An 18,666-nucleotide genomic window follows, 5' to 3' on the forward strand; every position below is an offset into this window, starting at 1 on the left:
GGCTATGATCTTATCAAAAATCAATAAGGACCATAATTGATTGCTGTGGCGATAAGTAGGAAGAAGATCCCAATAATCATCCAAATAACGATTAACCGCCAAACAAAACGGAACCACTCTGGCCATGGAATCTTAGCAATGGCAAGTTGGGCCATCAAGACACCTGACGTCGGAATCACTGAATCCAAGAAACCTTCTCCAAATTGGAAGGCTAAAACGGCAGTCTGCCGAGTTACCCCCAGATGGTCAGCAATCGGCACCATAATTGGCATAGACACTGCTGCTAAACCGGAGCTTGAAGGAATGAATGGATTCATAAAGACTTGAGCAAAGAACATCCCCACAGCGGCTAAGGAAGCTGGTAATTGTTTCAAGACATTGGTCAAGAAGTAAATCATGGTATCAATAATTTGACCATCTTCCATAATAACTAGGATGGACCGGGCCAAACCAATCATCATGGCAGGTCCAATCATTTCCTTGGCCCCTGCAATAAAACGGTCCGCCGTCCGGGAAAATGACAAGCCGGATAAAAGGCCACCCAGAATACCCATCAATAAAAAGACAGCAGATAGTTCTGTAATAAACCAATCAAATAATAGTACACCAACAGCAATGGAGATAAATCCTCCCACAAAGACAAGCAACAAGGCCTTATCACGTAAGTCAAGGTCGATAACATCGTCATCTAGCACATCAGAAATATTCAAATCATTTTCAGCAATTTTATGGTTTTTAGAATAATAAATCAGGTAAATTGAAGTCACTAGCCACATAATGAAGAGCACTACTAAACGCAAGCCTATACCAGAATACAAGGGGAGTTCCGCAATCACCTGGGCGACTCCAATAGAGAAAGGATTCATAAAGCCTGCATAGACCCCAATAGCCGCTCCCAAGGAAACCATGGATAGACCAACATATTTGTCGTAACCTACTGCCTTAGCAAGACGTAAAACCAAGGGGACAAAAACGAGGGTTTCTTCCGCTAGTCCCATGGTCCCGCCCCCTAAGGAGAAAATGAAGAGAATTGTCGGAATCAGTAAGTACTCCCGACCTTCCATCTTATTAGCAATAGATTGGATGGCCTTGTTCAAAGCGCCACTGTCCTCAAAAATTTTGAAGGTCCCACCACCAATCATAACGAAGAAAACAATCTCAGCTGTTTCCACCAAACCTAGGGGAACAGCCTTTAAGAAATCAAAAAGGTGTTGGGGTTGCTGACTAACATAATGAAAAGAATCGGGAACGACCTTGGTTCGTCCAGCCTCAGTAATACGCTCGAATGATCCGGCGGGAATCAACCAAGTCATCACCATCATAAATAAGGCAATCCCTAGCAGGATGACATAGGTATTGGGCATCTGCCAACTTTTTTTCTTCTTCATAATTTTCTTCCTCTCTGTGGTGAGCCCATGAAGTCATGGCTCAATCCTTGTCCATAAAACTAGAACTCCGCCGAGCAAATTCAGCAAACCGAAACTTCTCTAAACGGTGATGAGAAGAAGTGTACTGAAAAAAACGTGCGTCTTCCAAATAAACATAAGAATTTACCTGGATTACATGGTCCTTAGCTTCCAAACCAAGTAAGTTCTGATCCATGTCATTGGTTGGGGTGGCAATAATTTCTTTGGTGGCATAGGCAATGTTCAAACCTAATTTCTCTTCAAAATAATCATAAATGGAGTCTTGGGCAATATGATTAGGAATCTGGCCTACAACTGACAAGCGTAAATAATCTTCATCAACAATTTCCCGTTGACCATCTAAATAACGGCATCGGACCAGATGAATAAACTTTTCATCAGCAGAAACAGCTTCAACACCTAATAGAAAAGATGGAGTCTTAACCGTTTCATTGATGATTACCTCAGTTTGACTAGAGAAACCTTGTTCAGTTTGAAGCTCCTTGTAGGAGGTTAACCCTGAAATAGGAAATGAAAAACGTTCATGGTCTAAAACTAGGGCTCCCTTACCCTTCTGTTTTTGGATATAACCCTTGTCTGACAAGGTTTTTTGTGCCTTACGGATAGTCTCCCGCGAGACCTGGTAATCCTCCGCCAAAACATGTTCGCCTGGTAGATAGGAGCCACTGGGATAGTAACCGGATTGAATTTTATCGGTTAAATCAAAGGCTATCTGTTGAAACTTACTCATTAACCTTGCGCCACGTCCTTCCCATTAACACTACATTCACTCATTTACTATTCTTTATCTCCTGTTCCCTAGCCAATAAACACGACTTCACCTGGATTCCTCCGCGAAAACCGCCCAAGGAACCATCCTTAGCAATCACGCGATGGCAAGGGACTAGAAGCATAATAGGATTACGACCAACCGCATTGGCCACTGCTCGACTGGCTTGGCTATTGCCAATTTTTTGGGCTAATCCTTGATAAGAGCATGTTTCACCCCAAGGAATATCTAATAGCGCTCGCCAAACCTTTTCTTGAAAAGGAGTGCCCCTATCTAGAACTAAGGACCAGTCGGCTAGGTCACTAATCACATAATGATCCTTTTGAATGGCTGTAACCACTGGGTCTAAAATTCCTAAATGGTCTTCACTCATCCCTTGGTCACGCCACGGCGCTAAACAATTAGGGTCATTATCCAAGGCATATATTTGCCCAGCTGTTCCAAGCAGCCACCAATCAGTATCTAAATAAGTAAATTGTTGGTAAAGCATTGGCATCCTCCTAGCAAAAAGAGCCCTGACTTTGGTCAAGGCTCAAGCAAAAAGCAAAGGTTGCTCTCATACGATGTTCACTTTTAGGCGAAAAACTTGCCGTATCATTTAGCTTATTTAATTTGACGGGCAATGTCCTTTCCGCGACCAACTGCTTGGTCATAAACGTCCCATGCGCTATCCGCTAAACGTTCGCTTACTGGTCGATCAGGTGTGAAGGAAAGGTCATCCCATTGGCGACGTAATTGTCGTTTGGAACGACGCGCTTGACGGTTAACATCATCAATTAAGTGACTTACACGGTTATTTTTGTCTTCTTCATAAATTGCAATAGCAGAAATTGCCGCAATTCCAGCTAAAGCACCTAATGCGATTAGAGTCGCTTTGGTTGAATTCTTCATGTTAAAAACTCCTTCGTCTTTTATTCTATTATAACACAGGGCGCACTCATAAACTATACAAAGCTGAAGTTAATGAATGATAAACACATATAATAAATCATTACTTTATGGCTAATAAGGGATAATAAACTTGAAATTCCGCAGGCGCTTGGTCATAGGTCAAAAACTTCACCGCTAATTCTGCAGGGCCCGCTTCAACTGGATGACCAGTAAGCAAATAACGAAAATCAATATGATAATGACTGCCCTCATCCTTAACTGGATTAGCGGGAATAGAGATTTGGTTGATGTCCACCAAAATTTGTCGGCAAGTTGGAGTAAACTGTAAGCCGGTTTCTTCACCAAATTCCCGGATGGCAGTCTGCCCTGGGAATTCCCCAGGCTCCACATGACCAGCAGGAAGCAAGCTTTGGTGAAGATAGGGGTGGTGAATAAAGCAGAGTTCTTGGTTGGAAAAATAAAGCGCTGAAGCTGATAAGTGCAGGGTCGACTTCCGATCTGCTAAAGAATGATCGGCGGCTACCTTTAATTGGTCTTGTAGACTCTTCCAGTCTTTCCCTAGCAAATGAGGATAGTTTTGCTTGGCTAAGCGAGCTAAAGCGTTTAAGGCATATGATTTAAGCTTGGTCATAATAGGATGCTCCTATAGTTTTAATTAGATGGAAGGAACCAAGGACAATGACAGGCTGCTTAGGATTAGTGGATTGCGAGTGTTGCTTGGCTTGTTCGAAGGCCCGGTGAGCGTCAACTTGAATAGCGACATTGATTCCATAATCAGAAAAGACCTCTGCCAAATCAGTAGCTGGTAGACGTCGCGAAGGAAAATCAGCCTCGGTGACGATAAAATCAGCCTCTAAGTGGCTAAGACAGGCCACCAAGTCATTAACTGCCTTATCCTTGAGAAAGGCACAGACGATAGTTAAACATTGGTTGGGAAATCTCGCCTGCAAAGTCGCCCGCAATTCGCCCATTGCAGCTGGGTTATGAGCTGCATCAAGAATAATTGGTGGATCCTTAGATAAGCAGTCAAAACGTCCAGGAAGTTGCCAGCCAGACAAGGCTCGATTGACTAAATCACTATCAAAAACTAAATCGTGATCTGCTAGCCAAGCTTGATAGCAAAGCATGGCCGTGGACAAATTCTCACACTGAAAACTGCCTCGTAAAGCTAAATCAACGGTAACTTCTTGACCATTGAGTAACCGCAAACAATAGTTTTCACTATGGGCCTGCCAGGTCACTTGCGAACGATCTTGGTAAAACCATTGGGAATCTGCTTGGTCTTCTTGTTGATGTTTGAGCTGGTCTACGACTTCTGAGTCTTGCTCAGGTCCTACGACCACCTTTTGATGGGGGCGCATAATTCCTGACTTAGTTTTGGCGATTTCACTTAATGTATTCCCCAGCATGGCGGTATGATCACGAGCAATCTTAGTGAAAACGGCATAATCCGAATGAGCAATGGCATTAGTCGCATCTAATTCACCACCTAATCCGCATTCTAAAACCACATAATCACAGCCTTGCTCAGCAAAATAAGTCATCGCCATTAAAAAGACTAATTCAAATTGTGAGAAATCCTCTGCTACTTGGCTATTAACCCTTTCCAATAATGAGGAAAATGCAGATTCGGCAATCATACGGCCATTAATTTGGATGGATTCTCGTTCCGTATAAAGATGGGGACTGGTAAATAAGCCCAACTTAAAGCCATGACCCTGTAACAGATGGGATAGCATATGGGCTGTTGAACCCTTGCCATTGGTTCCTGCAATATGAATAATCGGCATTGCTTGATCCGGGTGGCCCAAGGCTTCTAAGGCAGCTCGCAAAGGAGCCAAGCGATCCCCTTGACCATACAATATTTCCGCATGTTGGGCCCTAAATTGGGATTGACTGGATTCTTGAGAGGTCATTATTGCCCCACCTTTGGCAAGGATTGCAGGAATTCATTACGCAGTTGATTATCCTCATTGAAAGCACCCAAGAAATATGTGGTTCGAGTCATGGATTGGCTCTTAGCCACTCCCCGCATTTCTACGCACATATGCCGGGCATCCACAACCACTGCCACTCCCTTGGCCCCAGTAATATCTGCCAAAATATCAGCAACTTCATGGGTGATTTTTTCTTGTACATTTAAACGACGCGAAACAAAGTCCACCAAACGGGGAATCTTAGACAAGCCAATGATCTTTCCGTCTTGTGGCAGGTAACCAACATGGACCTTACCAAAGAAAGGCAACATATGATGTTCACACATGGAATAAAAGGGAATATTGTTGACACTAACCATCTGAGATGATTCGGTCATTTCAGTGGGAAACATTTTTCCTTGGGTAAATTCACTAACTCCGGTCGAAGACGTTGTTTCTGCCAAGGCCTTAGCCACCCGCTTAGGTGTTTCCACTAACCCCGTCCGGTCAGGGTCTTCCCCAATTTCAATCAACAAGTCTCTTACTAATGCTTCAATACGCGCTAAATTGAGTTCTGTCATCTTAATTTCCTATTCTTTCTATTTTTTGTTCTGATACTTGTAAGTGTTTAATCGCTGCCTCCACCTGGTCATAATAAGTAAAGTCTCTAGGCATAATTTCTGCCAAGGGGACCAGGACAAAAAGGCGGTTAAAAACTTCAGGATGAGGTAGGCTAAGTGCTTTGGTATCTAACTGAGTGTCGCCATAGAAAAGAATATCAATATCAATGGTGCGTGGTCCCCAATGAACTAAACGTTTCCGGTCTAGACTGGCTTCAATCTCATGAATCAAATCAAGTAAGTCTGTAGCTGATAAGTCTGTTTCCATAAGCAGCGCCTGGTTGATAAAGTCATCTTGGACAACTCCACCCACGGGAGAGGTTTGATAATAAGCTGAAGCTTTAATCAACTTATTATCAGGATTTTGACTTAATTTGGCTACTGCTGCTTGTAAGAAGCCTTGCCGGTCACCCATATTGGACCCCAAGCTAAGATATACCTTAGTCATTCTATGCCTCCAATTCAATCTCTGCAGAATCTAAAATTCCCTCAATAGGCACTTGTAACTTCCGCACATTGACCTTAACTCTGGCAATCTTATCAGGGCTTGCAGCCTTAATCAAGTCAACAATGTCAAAGGCTAACGACTCAATTAAGTCTGCCCGACTCTGTTCAATATACTCACGAATAATATCATAAAAGACCGCATAAGATACTGTTTCGTCTAGGTCATCACGGCTAACTGATGACTTCATCGTTACAGTTAGATCAATGGCAATATTCTGACCTAAATGTTTTTCTTCCGGAAAAACACCAATATGGGAATAAAAGCGCATATTATTTAATTTAATTTTAAACATAAAAGACCTCCTCTTGTGGATTAACCAAAATTTACTTGTCCTGGTAGGCAGGAAAATCAATAGCTTCAACCTGGTTTGCCAAACGGACATGGTTAGCAATGCTTTGGGCAATCCGATGGTCATGAGCAGCATGAACACGAACAACCTCAATGCCTTGGTAGGCAGCAATCGCCGTCAATACTGCCGACGCTTGATCGCGGTGGGCAAAGCCAGCTTCTGTGCTAACATCATTTTCTACGCCAATCTCACCCAAAGTATTTTGGATAAAACGTTTTCGTGAGACCCCTAAAAAGCAAGTAAAGCCCCATTCGTGGATTAAAGGAGCAAATTTAATGGCTTGGTAATTTTCACGTTTAGTGAAGCCAAAACCGACGCCCGGGTCCAACATGATGCGTTCATGGTTTAAGCCAGCTTGGTCGGCATAGGCTAAACTTTTTTGGAAATAATTTCTCAGCAAGGAGGGGACATCCATTTCAGCAAATTCAGCTAATTCCTCTGCAGAAAAGACCCCCTCAGCCCCAAAAGTAGGGAAAATTTTAGATGATGGATGGTCTGGACGAACAATCACCGGATTTGCCATGATAATAGCACCGGCATTACTTTTGGCAATCGTCGCCGCCATGTTAGGGTCACCTAAAAGTCCGGTAATATCATTGATAATATCTGCTCCAGCAGCGATTGCGGCTTCTGCTACTTGGGCCTTCCAGGTATCCACAGAAATAAAAATTTCCGGATATTGGGCGCGCAAGCCACGGATAACAGGGACAATCCGATTAATTTCAGCTTCAATTTCCACATAGCTGGAACCAGGTCGGGTGGACTCCCCACCAATATCAATCATCTGGCAACCCTGAGCAATTAAGTCTGTGGCTCGTTGCAGTGCCTTATCAGTGGCAAACCATTTCCCCCCATCAGAAAAAGAATCCGGTGTGACATTGACAATCCCACACAGGATGGTTTCTTGGCCGTGACTGATTGTTCGCCCTTGACATGCGAATTGAATGACTTGTTCTGCCTCCATGCTAGCACCTCGTTCATATAATATAAGTAGACATATACACACTTACATTGTAAACGATAACACAAAGAATAGCGATAACTTTTTTAAAATTTATCGCTTATTTTTAACTATAGATGGTGTGCCTAAAATTTCATTTTAATTGAAATAGAAAAATAGAGGTTAGAACCCTCGTCCCAACCTCTATCCTAAATGAAGTTATTTTAAATACTAGTTAACGCTTCTTGATCAATGCTAATATTTTCTTTGAACTCACTACCATTAGGATGTTTAACCTTAATATAAATTTTTTCCTTATTCACACCCACAGTGACTTCATCACCAGCTCCTACTTGGCCTGCAATCAACATATCTGATAAGGGATCTTCAATCTGACTTTGAATGACACGACGTAAGGGACGGGCTCCATATTCGGGTTTAAAGCCAACTTTAGCAATATGTCGACGTCCGCCAGCAGTAACCTTAAGCGAAATTTCTTGTTCACTCAACCGTGCTGCTAGGTCATCAGTAAATTTCGTCACAATTTCTTCGATTTGTTCTTGAGCCAAGGAATGGAAGACGATAATTTCATCTATCCGATTGATAAATTCAGGACGGAAGGTACGCTTCACTTCCTCACGAATTCGTTTACTCATGGCTTCATAGTTGCTAACTGGATTTTGTGCTCCGAAACCAACTGATTTCTCATCTCGAAGAGCCGTTGCCCCTAAGTTAGAGGTCATAATCAGAATAGTATTGCGGAAATCAACCCGACGCCCCTTACTATCAGTGATATAGCCATCATCAAAGATTTGTAACATCATGTTAAAGACATCGGGATGAGCCTTCTCAATTTCATCAAAAAGAATCACAGAATAAGGATGTTGGCGTACCTTTTCAGTGAGTTGGCCACCCTCTTCATAACCAACATAACCAGGTGCTGAGCCTACTAAACGAGAAGAAGCATATTTCTCCATGTATTCAGACATGTCAATCCGAATCAGATGTTTCTCGGAGCCAAAGAGGTTAACTGCTAAAGTCTTAGCCAGTTCCGTCTTACCTACCCCGGTAGGTCCTAGAAACATAAAGGAGCCAATGGGACGGTTAGGATTTTTCATACCTGAGCGAGCACGCTTAATGGCGCGACTTACCGCTTCAACAGCTTCTTCTTGGCCTTTGACCCGTTGATGGAGGTCAGACTCTAGGTGCTGCAATTGGCTGGTTTCTGAGGCTTGCATCTGTTGAACGGGAATCTTGGTCCACATCGAAACCACTTGGGCCATATCATCTTCTGAGACTAGAGGCCGGTCCTGATCAACTTCCTGATCTTTGGGCTTAGCCGCCATAATTTTAGCTTGTAAGTCTTGGACTAAGTCGAATTGTTGTTTATGCAGTTCAGCCGCTTGATCAAAGTTGCCTTGATTCACTGCGGTTAATTTTTCGGCTTCTAATTGGTCAACCAAACTTTTAACCTCATCTGGATTATGACTAGGTTTTTCTGGTAAGGGTTGATCCAAACGTTTACTTGCTCCGGCTTCATCCATAATATCAATAGCCTTGTCGGGTAAATAGCGATCCGAAATATAGCGTTCTGATAGACGAACGGCTGCTTCTAAGGCAGCATCAGTTATAGCGACATTATGGTATTTCTCGTAGGCTGGCCGTAAGCCCGATAGAATAGCCACTGCTTCTTCTAGGCTAGGTTCTTCCACCTGTACCTTGGCAAAGCGTCGTTCTAAGGCAGCATCTTTTTCAATGTATTTCTGATATTCATCAAGGGTAGTCGCACCGATAATTTGTACGGTACCACGGGCTAAGGCAGGTTTCAAAAGATTAGAGGCATCAATTGCTCCTTCTGCCCCACCAGCGCCAATAATGGTGTGAATTTCATCAATAAATAGTAAGGCATTACCGTCTTCTTCGATTTCATTGACCAAATTTTTTACTCGGTCTTCAAACTCACCCCGGTATTTTGTCCCGGCCACTAAAGAGCCTACATCTAAGGACAATAAGCGTTTATTGGCTAGGCTAGGAGGAATATCGCCATTGGCTAATTTTTGGGCAATCACTTCCGCAATAGCTGTTTTCCCCACACCAGGTTCACCCACCAAAACAGGGTTATTCTTAGTGCGCCGACTCAAAATTTGCAGTAGGCGGCGGACTTCGAAGTCCCGGCCAATCACTTGGTCTAATTTGCCATCGCGAGCTGCCTGAGTTAAATCCTTAGTCAAGGAAGCTAAGACACTTTGTTTTTGTTGGCTACCATTTAGCATTGAAGACTGGCGATTGGCATTCTTAGTATGACGTGGCGGCCGTTTACCAATCATTCGATAAATATCTTTGCGTAAACGCCCTTTATCAACAGCCATATTATCAAGAATCCGAGTGGCCAGCATAGTCTCTTCCAAGATAGCCAGCAGAATATGCTCCGTACCGATTAAGGAGGACTCTAAACGCTTGGCCTCCTCTGCTGCTCGATATAAGACCTTACGACTCTTAGGTGAATAAGCACGATCGTCCTTATAGGCCGAATCTTGAGCGCCATTACCATAACCCATGATGAGTTCGACTTCTTCGCGTAATTCATCGTATTCAGGTAGGTAATGCGCTAGGGCGGCATGGGCTACACCCTGGTCTTCCTTGAATAAACCTAAGAGCAGATGGGCAGATCCAATTGATTTGTGACGGAAAGCATTGGCTTCCTCTGCTGCATAATTTAAGGCTTGCTGTGCACTTTTTGTGTAGATCTCATGCATAGACTAACTCCTCACTGTTTGTTTACTGGTATTTAAGTTTCACTAAAAGGTTGCGTAAAATTTCCGAACGCAAACGGTTAGGATGGTCAACTAAGGATAAGGCATCCTTATCTAAGGCGGCATACATAAGCTGAGCCTCACGTTTACTGATAATCTCGTTATTATAGAGATTTGTAATAATAGCGGCTGCATCACGGTCGGAAGTTTGTTCATCCACCATAGCTAACATGGCATCGATAAAGTCCGATTCGTCGGCTATGTCCAGTTTCATAATCCGGATATAGCCTCCGCCTCCACGTTTACTCTCAACAACATAGCCATTTTCTGGTGTGAAACGCGTTTTAATGACATAGTTGATTTGTGAAGGGACACATTGGAAGCGGTCAGCCATCTGCTTGCGCTGGATTTCAATTCGTTCTTGTTCTTGTAAAATTTTATTGATATAGGTTGCTATAATATCAGACATACTTTCATTTTGCATCTTATTTCACCTCGAGTCTGACTATATTTGACTATTCCTCTTTATCATACGTAATTTTGCCAAACAAGTCAATCAAAAGAGCCTTCCCTTCTTGCAATTAAGAAACAAAAAAGACCTTAGCATAGGCCAAGGTCTTCTATATTAGTCGGGAAAACAGGATTCGAACCTGCGACCCCTTGGTCCCAAACCAAGTGCTCTACCAAGCTGAGCTATTTCCCGCAAATAAAAATGCACCCAGCAGGATTCGAACCTGCAACCGCCTGATTCGTAGTCAGGTACTCTATCCAGTTGAGCCATGGGTGCATATTGTTATTAAATTGTAAATGCCGAGGACCGGAATCGAACCGGTACGGTAATCACTTACCGCAGGATTTTAAGTCCTGTGCGTCTGCCAGTTCCGCCACCCCGGCGCTTTCTTTTATAAAAGCGCTCCGGTATAAGAAATATTATACCACTAATTAAAGTTTTGTCTAGCTCTTTTTATAAAAAAGCGGAAGACGGGATTCGAACCCGCGACCCCCACCTTGGCAAGGTGATGTTCTACCACTGAACTACTTCCGCATATTTAGGGATGCCGGCTAAAGGACTTGAACCCTCGACCCTCTGATTACAAATCAGATGCTCTACCAACTGAGCTAAGCCGGCAAATCAAAAAATGACCCGTACAGGATTCGAACCTGTGACCCACTGATTAAAAGTCAGTTGCTCTACCAACTGAGCTAACGAGTCATTATGGAGAATGAGGGGTTCGAACCCCCGACATCCTGCTTGTAAGGCAGACGCTCTCCCAGCTGAGCTAATTCTCCAAGTCATCCTGTCTTTTTGACAACTATTAAATAATACCACCAGATATTAAATTTGTCAAACCTATTTTTATATTTTTTTCGTATTTATAAGTAGGAGGGATAATTATGCTATTAAAATTCGCCTTGTTTTACTTTGCTGCTTTGTGGGCTTCATTTTTTATGGTGGTTGGTCAACGTAGTGTCAAAGACGAAAATTCCCTCACTGGTCGCTCACACTGTGATTATTGTCAAAAAACCATCCCTTGGCCCTATCTGCTACCAATGATTGGGTATTTGCTATATAGAGGACACTGCCAACATTGTGGTCACAAGGTGTCAATTATTTATCCATTAGGGGAGCTAACTTTTGGATTAGGGGTTTTAATCATTAGCAGCTATTCGATTTTCCCAAGTCGTGATCTCTTCGTCTTTTCTTTACTTTTTATTATGGCTCCTGCGGATTTAGTAGACCATTGGGTGCCTGATTATTTACAAGTTATCTTATTGGTCGGTTTGCTCAGCCTATATCTTTTCACGGGTTTATCATTCAACTATCTCACTACTGGACTTGCTTTACTTGGTTTTTTCCTACTCAATCGTTGTTTTAAAAATGGTTTGGGCGGAGCTGATATCAAGACCATGCTGATCTTACTACTGTGTTATCCACTCACTTTCACTTTACTATTTTTGCAACTCGCCTGTTTGCTAGCTTTGATCGTTTTGCTTTATTTAAATTTTTGGCGTCGTTCGACTGTTCGTGGTCTGGTCTTTTTTCCCTTTTTGTGTTGGGTCTTTCCATTGACTTTTATATTTTTTAATCGACTATTTAACGGATTTCTATAATTAACAGTAAAAAGGAGCAAACCCTAACTTTCTAAAGCAGGTTTGCTCCTTTTTCCTATCACTAGATTCAGTTTAAATGACGATGATTACTTAATTGTAACGTTTTTTAGTAAACAAGACACCACACCCTGAAATTAAAGCAGCCAAACCAACTAAGATGGTAGCTTCTTGACCTGTACTTGGTAGGGCTGAGGCAGAAACGACTTCTTCTTTATCTGTTAGTGAAGATTGATCAGTTTTCCCGGCTTTTACTTCTGCATTTGCAGCTGTTCTTTTGCCTTGGTCGATTGCTTCAACGCTAGCCTCAACTGCCTCTGTTCTTTTATTTGAAAGGGTTGGGGTTTGATTTTCGTTCGTTTCAGCTTCTGTTTTTTGACCTTTATTTTCTTCTAGAATTGGGGCTTGATCTGATTCTTGGTTATTATCGCCATTGGGTTTCTCTCCAGGGTGAATGTTACTGTCTTGTTTGTCTTCTTCATTTTTATTTGTATCACCTAGTTTTTCCGCATTTTTTGAAAGAACATAGGTATGAACTAAATTCGTAGCGCGGTTATTTATGTCTTCTCCCACAACTTCATATAACTTAATAATAATCTCATCAGCAGAAACGTCATAAGTAAAGAAGTTTTGAACGTTGGCTTCCCGAGCGTTAGAGTGACCCGTTTGGTAATATGCGGACTCAAACGGTTGCTCATTCATGGCAAATAAGGATAAATAGTAGTCTAAATCTGCTTGTGAAAGATCTGGAATAATTTTATGAATTTTTTCATATTCTAATACCCAGTCAATCCCTTTGTCATAAATATCATCATAAGTTTTCGTTCCGGCTGTTGACGGAATCATCATTACCGTCCCATTGGCTTGGTTGAAACGAGTCACACCATCGCCTTCACTAATAACTCCGTCCGCTTCATCAATAGCTACACTAGCAAATTTGTCCGGAGCATAAACTAAGGGATAAGTAACCGTCAAGTTATGATCGTGACCGTTCAAGACTAAATCCACGTCATAGTTATCAAAGACTTGCATCAATTCATCACGAGCCGCTTGCACTGAGCTATCTTGCAAGGAATGGTAAGAAGATGAAATTAAGGGACGGTGGGCAGACACAATCAGCCAGTCGACCCCTTTGTCACGGGCTGCTTGTAAATCAGCCTTCAACCAAGCCATTTGTTGGGCGGAAATCATTGGTCCTTCATCATCGTCTTCAGTGTTTAAAACGGTAAAGTGTGCCCCATTATAGTCAAAGGAATAGGCCACTCCTGTCGTCATATCCAGCTCTTGTGGAGTATTGATATGGCTTAGGAAATATTCATTATCATGATTACCTGTCCAAAGGCGTGAGGCATGTGATAAGTTAAGCCTTCTAGAGCAGATAAGGTTTCAACCCACTCAGAATCGTTGTAGTCTTCATTCACGACATCACCAGTATGGAAGGCAAAGTTGGCATCAGGCATGGTGGCAAGGATTGCTTTAGCAGTAGATTCGGAATAAGCCGCTTCCTTCCGGGCATTATCAGATGAAAAAGCATTTTGTGTATCCGTATAATGGACGAATTTAAAAGGCTGATTCCCTGCTTGAGCAGTGGTAAAGCTACCAATCGGAACCACTGCTGGGAAGCCTTCCTTAGAAATTTGATAACCATAGCGAGTGCCAGGTTTTAAACCAGTGACATTCACTGTATAAGCTGTTTCCGCCACTGGATCATATGGCAAGCCCACAGCATAATCTTCAAAGCCTTTATCGGTCCATTTCAAGTTATCGCCAGAGAAAACTTCATCTGTGAAGTAACCGATAATTTTCTTGTCTTCCAGAGGAATATCTTCATCATTAGGTTCCGTTACCGCAAAGATATAGTGCCCATCTTCAGTTTTTTGGATATAAGAACCTTGATATGCAGTCATTTCTGGTGTCCAAGCTTTGACTGAATCAAAATTTCCCTCTTCATAAATATACACCTTGTAGTCAGGATTGGGGTCAGTTGTAAACCATTGGAAATTCATTTCTGACTTAGGATCTGATCCCAAGTTCATAGTAATTCGGTTGGCTTCGTTATTGACAGGAGCTTTTTGAGCAGCAGGCTTCTCCTTAACAACAGGCGCCGTTTCACCACCAATTGTTACTCCAGTAATTGTGCCTTCTTCATCCCAAACATAACCATCATTAGCTTCAATAGAAAAATCATAGCCTTCAGCGCGTTCCAAGTTTTTACGTTTGGTTTCTGCGGTTAAGGCTTGACGTTCTGCTTCTTGTAAGGCATTCTGCTTAGCAACTGCTTCTTCATAGCTTTCTGACCCACCTAAATCCGCATCATTTCCAGTCGCTTCCTCACCTGTTTTGTTTTCTGCAGCTAGGGCCTTAGCCTCCACAACGTCTTGCTTATCAACTGCAGTTTGATCAACTACTGGTGCTTCTACAGTTAATTCAGCAACATCAGTATTTTCTTCAGCAAAAACCGCTGCATCATAAGCAGATAACATGACAGAGGCCATCATACAAGTTATCAATAGATGTCTTTTTTCATCGCTTACTCCTTTTTTAATACCCAATAACAATACATTTCTATTATAGTCCGCTAGTATTAATTTTATGTAAAGTTACTGTAAAGATAGTCAAGAGCAAGTTAAGGTGAGCCTAATCTGAATCCTTAAGCAAAAAGGCTGGAGCATCTACTCCAGCCTTTGCCTAAATGATTTATTTAGCTTTAGTTAATTTCGCTATAATCAATGTCAGAGAGGTTTTCGCCGTCTTCTTGTTCAGCGTAAACTAAGTCTTCATTGATTTTTTTGGGTTGCATCTTGCGGTATTTATTCATACCAGTACCAGCAGGAATGATCTTACCAATAATCACATTTTCCTTGAGACCTAATAGGTTATCGCGTTTACCACGGATAGCGGCATCGGTAAGTACCTTAGTGGTTTCTTGGAAGGAAGCTGCAGATAAGAATGAGTTAGTTTCTAGAGCAGCCTTAGTAATTCCAAGTAATACTGGACGAGCAGTAGCAGGAGTTAATCCTTGGCGGATAACCTCTGCGTTGGCATCAGTAAAGTCACCTAAATCGAGTAACTTACCTGGTAAGAGATCAGTATTACCTGGGTCAAGGACACGTACCTTACGCATCATTTGCCGGATCATTACTTCCACGTGCTTGTCGTTAATGTCTACCCCTTGCATCCGGTAAGTCCGTTGTACTTCGGCAAGCAAGTAAGTTTGCACAGTTAAGGAATCGGTGACACGGAGCAATTCTTTCGGATCAATGGACCCTTCTGTTAGTTGCTGACCACGAGCAACTTGATCGCCTTCTTCTACCTTCAAGCGGGCAGTGTAAGGGATCTTGTATTCACGTTCGTCAACTTGACCCTTAACATTTACAGTCTTGGTCCGAGCAGCTTCATCGATATTAACATCAGTGACGGTACCAGCAACTTCTGTGATAACGGCTCGACCTTTTGGATGACGAGCTTCCACAATTTCTTGGATACGTGGTAAACCTTGAGTGATGTCATCACCGGCTACCCCACCGGTATGGAAGGTACGCATAGTCAACTGAGTACCTGGTTCACCGATTGATTGGGCAGCGATAGTACCAACTGCTTCCCCAACTTCAACTTCACCGTTTGTTGCTAGGTCACGACCATAGCAATGTTTACATACCCCATGACGAGTATTACATGTAAAGGCAGAGCGGATGGTTACCTCTTCAACACCAGCTTCAACGATTTTCTTAGCCAAGTCTTCATCAACTAATTGATTATGACCAGCTAAGACTTCACCAGTTTCAGGATGTAGAACTTCCCGTTGAATGTAACGGCCTAGAATCCGTTCTTCTAAGGATTCAATCACTTCGTTACCATCTGTAATGGCAGTAACCGTTAAACCACGATCAGTTCCACAATCAGATTCACGAATGCTGACATCTTGGGCCACATCAACCAAACGACGAGTCAAGTAACCAGAGTCGGCTGTCTTAAGGGCCGTATCGGTCATTCCTTTACGGGCACCGTGAGTAGAGATAAACATCTCTTGTACAGATAAACCTTCCCGGAAGTTTGACGTGATTGGCAATTCAATAATCCGTCCGTTTGGTCCGGCCATCAAACCACGCATACCGGCTAACTGGGTGAAGTTAGAGATATTACCACGGGCACCAGAGTCGGACATGATGAAGAATGGGTTGTCTTGACCCATGGAATGCATCAGTTCGTTTTGGATTTCATCCTTAACCCGGTTCCAGGTGTCGATAACTTGTTCATAACGTTCTTCATCAGTAATCAAACCACGACGGTATTGTTTAGTGATTTTTTCAACACGTTGGTGACCTTTTTCAATAATTTCTGGTTTTGATTGCAACACAGTAATATCGGCAATCCCTACAGTGATACCAGACTTAGTTGAATATTTAAACCCAAGATCTTTCATGGCATCCAACATCTTAGAGGTTTCAGTAACCTTAGATAGTTTGAAGACACGAGCAATAATATCTTGTAAGTAACCCTTCTTAAATGGGTGGATTAATTCTTGGCGCTTGATGAATTCTTTAACATCGGTACCGGGTTCCATGAAGTACTTGTCAGGGGTTTGAACTTCCAAGTTGAAGGCAGTGGCTTCATTAATGTATGGGAAGTTGTCTGGCAAGATTTCATTAAAGAAGATTTTACCAATAGTAGTAGCCATCAATTTGTTTTCTTGGTCGGCTGTCCATGGCTTATTAGGCATAGAGCTAGTTGAGATAGCTACCCGGGTATGCAATTGCACATGACCATCTAGATAAGCAATATGAGCTTCTGATGGTGATGAAATATGCATCCCTTCTCCTAATACTTCAGGTTCTTCCATGGTTAGGTAATAGTTACCCAATACCATATCTTGAGAAGGCGTAACAACTGGTTGGCCATCTTTTGGTGTTAGGATATGGGTTGCAGCCAACATCAAGAGCCGGGCTTCAGCTTGGGCTTCTTCGCCAAGTGGCAAGTGGACTGCCATTTGGTCCCCATCGAAGTCGGCATTGTAGGCTTCACATACTAGTGGGTGAAGACGGATGGCTTTACCATCAACCAAGACTGGTTCGAAGGCTTGGATCCCTAAACGGTGAAGGGTAGGTGCCCGGTTAAGCAATACTGGATGTTCCCGAATAATATCGCTTAGGACGTCCCAAACATCATCTTCACGGTTTTCAATTTTACGTTTAGCATGTTTCACATTAATGGCTAAGTCACGTTTCACCAATTCGCTGATCAAGAATGGTTTGAAGAGTTCAAGCGCCATTTCTTTAGGTAAACCACATTGGTACATCTTAAGGGAAGGACCAACCACGATAACTGAACGACCTGAATAGTCGACCCGTTTACCGAGTAAGTTTTGACGGAAACGTCCTTGTTTCCCTTTCAACATATGAGATAGTGACTTCAATGGACGGTTACCAGGACCTGCAACTGGACGTCCGCGACGACCATTGTCAATTAAGGCATCCACTGCTTCTTGAAGCATCCGTTTTTCATTTTGCACAATGATATTAGGTGCATTTAAGTCCAAAAGGCGTTTCAACCGGTTGTTACGGTTAATTACACGACGGTACAAGTCGTTAAGGTCAGAGGTAGCAAAACGACCACCATCTAACTGTACCATTGGCCGTAATTCTGGTGGGATAACTGGAATAACATCCATAACCATCCAGCTTGGTTGGTTGCCTGATTTACGGAAGGCATCCAAAACGTCTAAACGACGAATGGCCCGAGTCCGTTTTTGACCAGTTGCTGACTTCAAAGTTTCCTTCAAGTCTTCACATTCTGCATCTAGATCAACTTGGTTAAGCAAGGCTTTAATGGCTTCAGCACCCATTCCAGCCTGGAAGGCGTTCCCATATTCTGCCTTGTTTTCCCGATATTCTTTTTCTGATAAGAGTTGTTTATATTCTAGTGGTGTGTCTCCAGCTTTGGTCACTACATATGAGGCAAAGTAGATAACTTCTTCCAGGGAACGAGGACTCATATCTAAGATAAGACCCATCCGACTAGGAATTCCTTTAAAGTACCAAATATGTGTTACTGGAGTAGCTAATTCTAAATGACCCATGCGCTCACGACGAACTTTGGCCCGAGTCACTTCAACACCACAACGGTCACAAACGACACCAGCATAGCGGATACCTTTGTACTTCCCACAAGAACATTCCCAGTCCTTAGAAGGACCGAAAATGCGCTCACAGAAAAGACCGTCTTTTTCTGGTTTTAGCGTCCGATAGTTAATGGTTTCAGGTTTCTTCACTTCACCGTAAGACCATGAACGAATTTTCTCAGGAGATGCTAAACCAATTTTCATGCTTTCAAATTTATTTACGTCTACCAAGGGGCTAACCTCCCTAATTTAATCGTGCCCTGACT

The 18,666-nt window shown here is 42.6% G+C and carries 14 protein-coding genes, 7 tRNA genes and 1 pseudogene; 1 reads left to right on the forward strand and 21 read right to left on the reverse strand.

The features are described 5' to 3' along the window. Positions 1-20: 20 nt before the first annotated feature. The 18 genes and pseudogenes from OW157_RS06520 to OW157_RS06605 form a co-directional block, all read right to left on the reverse strand. A complete protein-coding gene (locus tag OW157_RS06520; protein ID WP_268752545.1) occupies positions 21-1,388 on the reverse strand; it encodes a YfcC family protein in 1,368 nt (455 codons plus the stop codon). A gap of 40 nt (positions 1,389-1,428) precedes the next feature. Beyond that, the gene (treR, locus tag OW157_RS06525; protein WP_268752546.1) at positions 1,429-2,157 is read right to left on the reverse strand and encodes a trehalose operon repressor; all 729 of its coding nucleotides are present in this window, start codon (positions 2,155-2,157) and stop codon (positions 1,429-1,431) included. 40 nt (positions 2,158-2,197) lie between these two features. Next, positions 2,198-2,686, reverse strand: coding sequence for a methylated-DNA--[protein]-cysteine S-methyltransferase (locus OW157_RS06530; RefSeq protein ID WP_268752547.1), 489 nt, complete (start codon positions 2,684-2,686; stop codon positions 2,198-2,200). Positions 2,687-2,799: 113 nt separating this feature from the next. Beyond that, positions 2,800-3,087, reverse strand: coding sequence for an arginyl-tRNA synthetase (locus OW157_RS06535; RefSeq protein ID WP_268752548.1), 288 nt, complete (start codon positions 3,085-3,087; stop codon positions 2,800-2,802). 100 nt (positions 3,088-3,187) lie between these two features. Next, entirely contained in the window at positions 3,188-3,718 is a 531-nt protein-coding gene (locus OW157_RS06540; protein WP_268752549.1) for an NUDIX domain-containing protein, read from the reverse strand. Further along, positions 3,705-5,003 carry a bifunctional folylpolyglutamate synthase/dihydrofolate synthase gene (locus OW157_RS06545; protein WP_268752550.1) on the reverse strand — a complete coding sequence of 433 codons (1,299 nt, stop codon included), beginning with the start codon at positions 5,001-5,003 and terminating at the stop codon, positions 3,705-3,707. Before OW157_RS06545 ends, OW157_RS06540 begins: the two co-directional genes overlap by 14 nt. Next, positions 5,003-6,071 (reverse strand): annotated as a pseudogene (folE, locus tag OW157_RS06550) (GTP cyclohydrolase I FolE). Before folE ends, OW157_RS06545 begins: the two are co-directional and overlap by 1 nt. 1 nt (position 6,072) lies before the next feature. Then, positions 6,073-6,423, reverse strand: a complete 351-nt coding sequence (folB, locus tag OW157_RS06555) for a dihydroneopterin aldolase (RefSeq protein ID WP_268752551.1) — start codon at positions 6,421-6,423, stop codon at positions 6,073-6,075. A 31-nt stretch (positions 6,424-6,454) separates the two neighbouring features. After that, positions 6,455-7,444 carry a dihydropteroate synthase gene (folP, locus tag OW157_RS06560; RefSeq protein WP_268752552.1) on the reverse strand — a complete coding sequence of 330 codons (990 nt, stop codon included), beginning with the start codon at positions 7,442-7,444 and terminating at the stop codon, positions 6,455-6,457. A 200-nt stretch (positions 7,445-7,644) separates the two neighbouring features. Further along, positions 7,645-10,176 carry an ATP-dependent Clp protease ATP-binding subunit gene (locus OW157_RS06565; RefSeq protein ID WP_268752553.1) on the reverse strand — a complete coding sequence of 844 codons (2,532 nt, stop codon included), beginning with the start codon at positions 10,174-10,176 and terminating at the stop codon, positions 7,645-7,647. Between the two features lie 22 nt (positions 10,177-10,198). After that, positions 10,199-10,657, reverse strand: a complete 459-nt coding sequence (locus OW157_RS06570) for a CtsR family transcriptional regulator (RefSeq protein ID WP_268752554.1) — start codon at positions 10,655-10,657, stop codon at positions 10,199-10,201. Between the two features lie 145 nt (positions 10,658-10,802). Then, positions 10,803-10,876, reverse strand: a tRNA-Pro gene (locus OW157_RS06575). A 10-nt stretch (positions 10,877-10,886) separates the two neighbouring features. Then, positions 10,887-10,960, reverse strand: a tRNA-Arg gene (locus OW157_RS06580). Between the two features lie 21 nt (positions 10,961-10,981). Continuing rightward, positions 10,982-11,067, reverse strand: a tRNA-Leu gene (locus OW157_RS06585). 79 nt (positions 11,068-11,146) lie between these two features. Then, positions 11,147-11,218, reverse strand: a tRNA-Gly gene (locus tag OW157_RS06590). Positions 11,219-11,229: 11 nt separating this feature from the next. Beyond that, positions 11,230-11,302, reverse strand: a tRNA-Thr gene (locus OW157_RS06595). Positions 11,303-11,313: 11 nt separating this feature from the next. Then, positions 11,314-11,386: transfer RNA gene (locus OW157_RS06600), tRNA-Lys, on the reverse strand. A gap of 4 nt (positions 11,387-11,390) precedes the next feature. Further along, positions 11,391-11,463, reverse strand: a tRNA-Val gene (locus tag OW157_RS06605). 105 nt (positions 11,464-11,568) lie between these two features. Here OW157_RS06605 and OW157_RS06610 point away from each other — a divergent pair. Beyond that, a complete protein-coding gene (locus OW157_RS06610; RefSeq protein ID WP_268752555.1) occupies positions 11,569-12,285 on the forward strand; it encodes a prepilin peptidase in 717 nt (238 codons plus the stop codon). A 90-nt stretch (positions 12,286-12,375) separates the two neighbouring features. Here the strand turns inward: OW157_RS06610 and OW157_RS06615 are convergent, their stop codons facing one another. The 3 genes from OW157_RS06615 to rpoC form a co-directional block, all read right to left on the reverse strand. Further along, positions 12,376-13,557: a metallophosphoesterase gene (locus tag OW157_RS06615; RefSeq protein WP_268752556.1), complete on the reverse strand. Its 1,182-nt coding sequence runs from the start codon at positions 13,555-13,557 to the stop codon at positions 12,376-12,378. 29 nt (positions 13,558-13,586) lie between these two features. After that, the gene (locus OW157_RS06620; protein ID WP_268752557.1) at positions 13,587-14,765 is read right to left on the reverse strand and encodes a fibronectin type III domain-containing protein; all 1,179 of its coding nucleotides are present in this window, start codon (positions 14,763-14,765) and stop codon (positions 13,587-13,589) included. Between the two features lie 224 nt (positions 14,766-14,989). After that, positions 14,990-18,631, reverse strand: coding sequence for a DNA-directed RNA polymerase subunit beta' (gene rpoC, locus OW157_RS06625; protein ID WP_268752558.1), 3,642 nt, complete (start codon positions 18,629-18,631; stop codon positions 14,990-14,992). Between the last annotated feature and the right edge of the window lie 35 nt (positions 18,632-18,666).

The sequence above is a fragment of the Aerococcus kribbianus genome, assembly GCF_026805545.1.
Classification (GTDB): Bacteria; Bacillota; Bacilli; order Lactobacillales; family Aerococcaceae; genus Aerococcus; species Aerococcus kribbianus.

Excerpts from the sequence above, each read along its gene's own strand:
- OW157_RS06520 (WP_268752545.1), bottom strand. The coding sequence starts at position 1,388 with ATGAAGAAGAAAAAAAGTTGGCAGATGCCCAATACCTATGTCATCCTG.
- treR (WP_268752546.1), bottom strand. The coding sequence starts at position 2,157 with ATGAGTAAGTTTCAACAGATAGCCTTTGATTTAACCGATAAAATTCAA.
- OW157_RS06530 (WP_268752547.1), bottom strand. The coding sequence starts at position 2,686 with ATGCTTTACCAACAATTTACTTATTTAGATACTGATTGGTGGCTGCTT.
- OW157_RS06535 (WP_268752548.1), bottom strand. The coding sequence starts at position 3,087 with ATGAAGAATTCAACCAAAGCGACTCTAATCGCATTAGGTGCTTTAGCT.
- OW157_RS06540 (WP_268752549.1), bottom strand. The coding sequence starts at position 3,718 with ATGACCAAGCTTAAATCATATGCCTTAAACGCTTTAGCTCGCTTAGCC.
- OW157_RS06545 (WP_268752550.1), bottom strand. The coding sequence starts at position 5,003 with ATGACCTCTCAAGAATCCAGTCAATCCCAATTTAGGGCCCAACATGCG.
- folB (WP_268752551.1), bottom strand. The coding sequence starts at position 6,423 with ATGTTTAAAATTAAATTAAATAATATGCGCTTTTATTCCCATATTGGT.
- folP (WP_268752552.1), bottom strand. The coding sequence starts at position 7,444 with ATGGAGGCAGAACAAGTCATTCAATTCGCATGTCAAGGGCGAACAATC.
- OW157_RS06565 (WP_268752553.1), bottom strand. The coding sequence starts at position 10,176 with ATGCATGAGATCTACACAAAAAGTGCACAGCAAGCCTTAAATTATGCA.
- OW157_RS06570 (WP_268752554.1), bottom strand. The coding sequence starts at position 10,657 with ATGCAAAATGAAAGTATGTCTGATATTATAGCAACCTATATCAATAAA.
- OW157_RS06610 (WP_268752555.1), top strand. The coding sequence starts at position 11,569 with ATGCTATTAAAATTCGCCTTGTTTTACTTTGCTGCTTTGTGGGCTTCA.
- OW157_RS06615 (WP_268752556.1), bottom strand. The coding sequence starts at position 13,557 with ATGACGACAGGAGTGGCCTATTCCTTTGACTATAATGGGGCACACTTT.
- OW157_RS06620 (WP_268752557.1), bottom strand. The coding sequence starts at position 14,765 with ATGTTATCTGCTTATGATGCAGCGGTTTTTGCTGAAGAAAATACTGAT.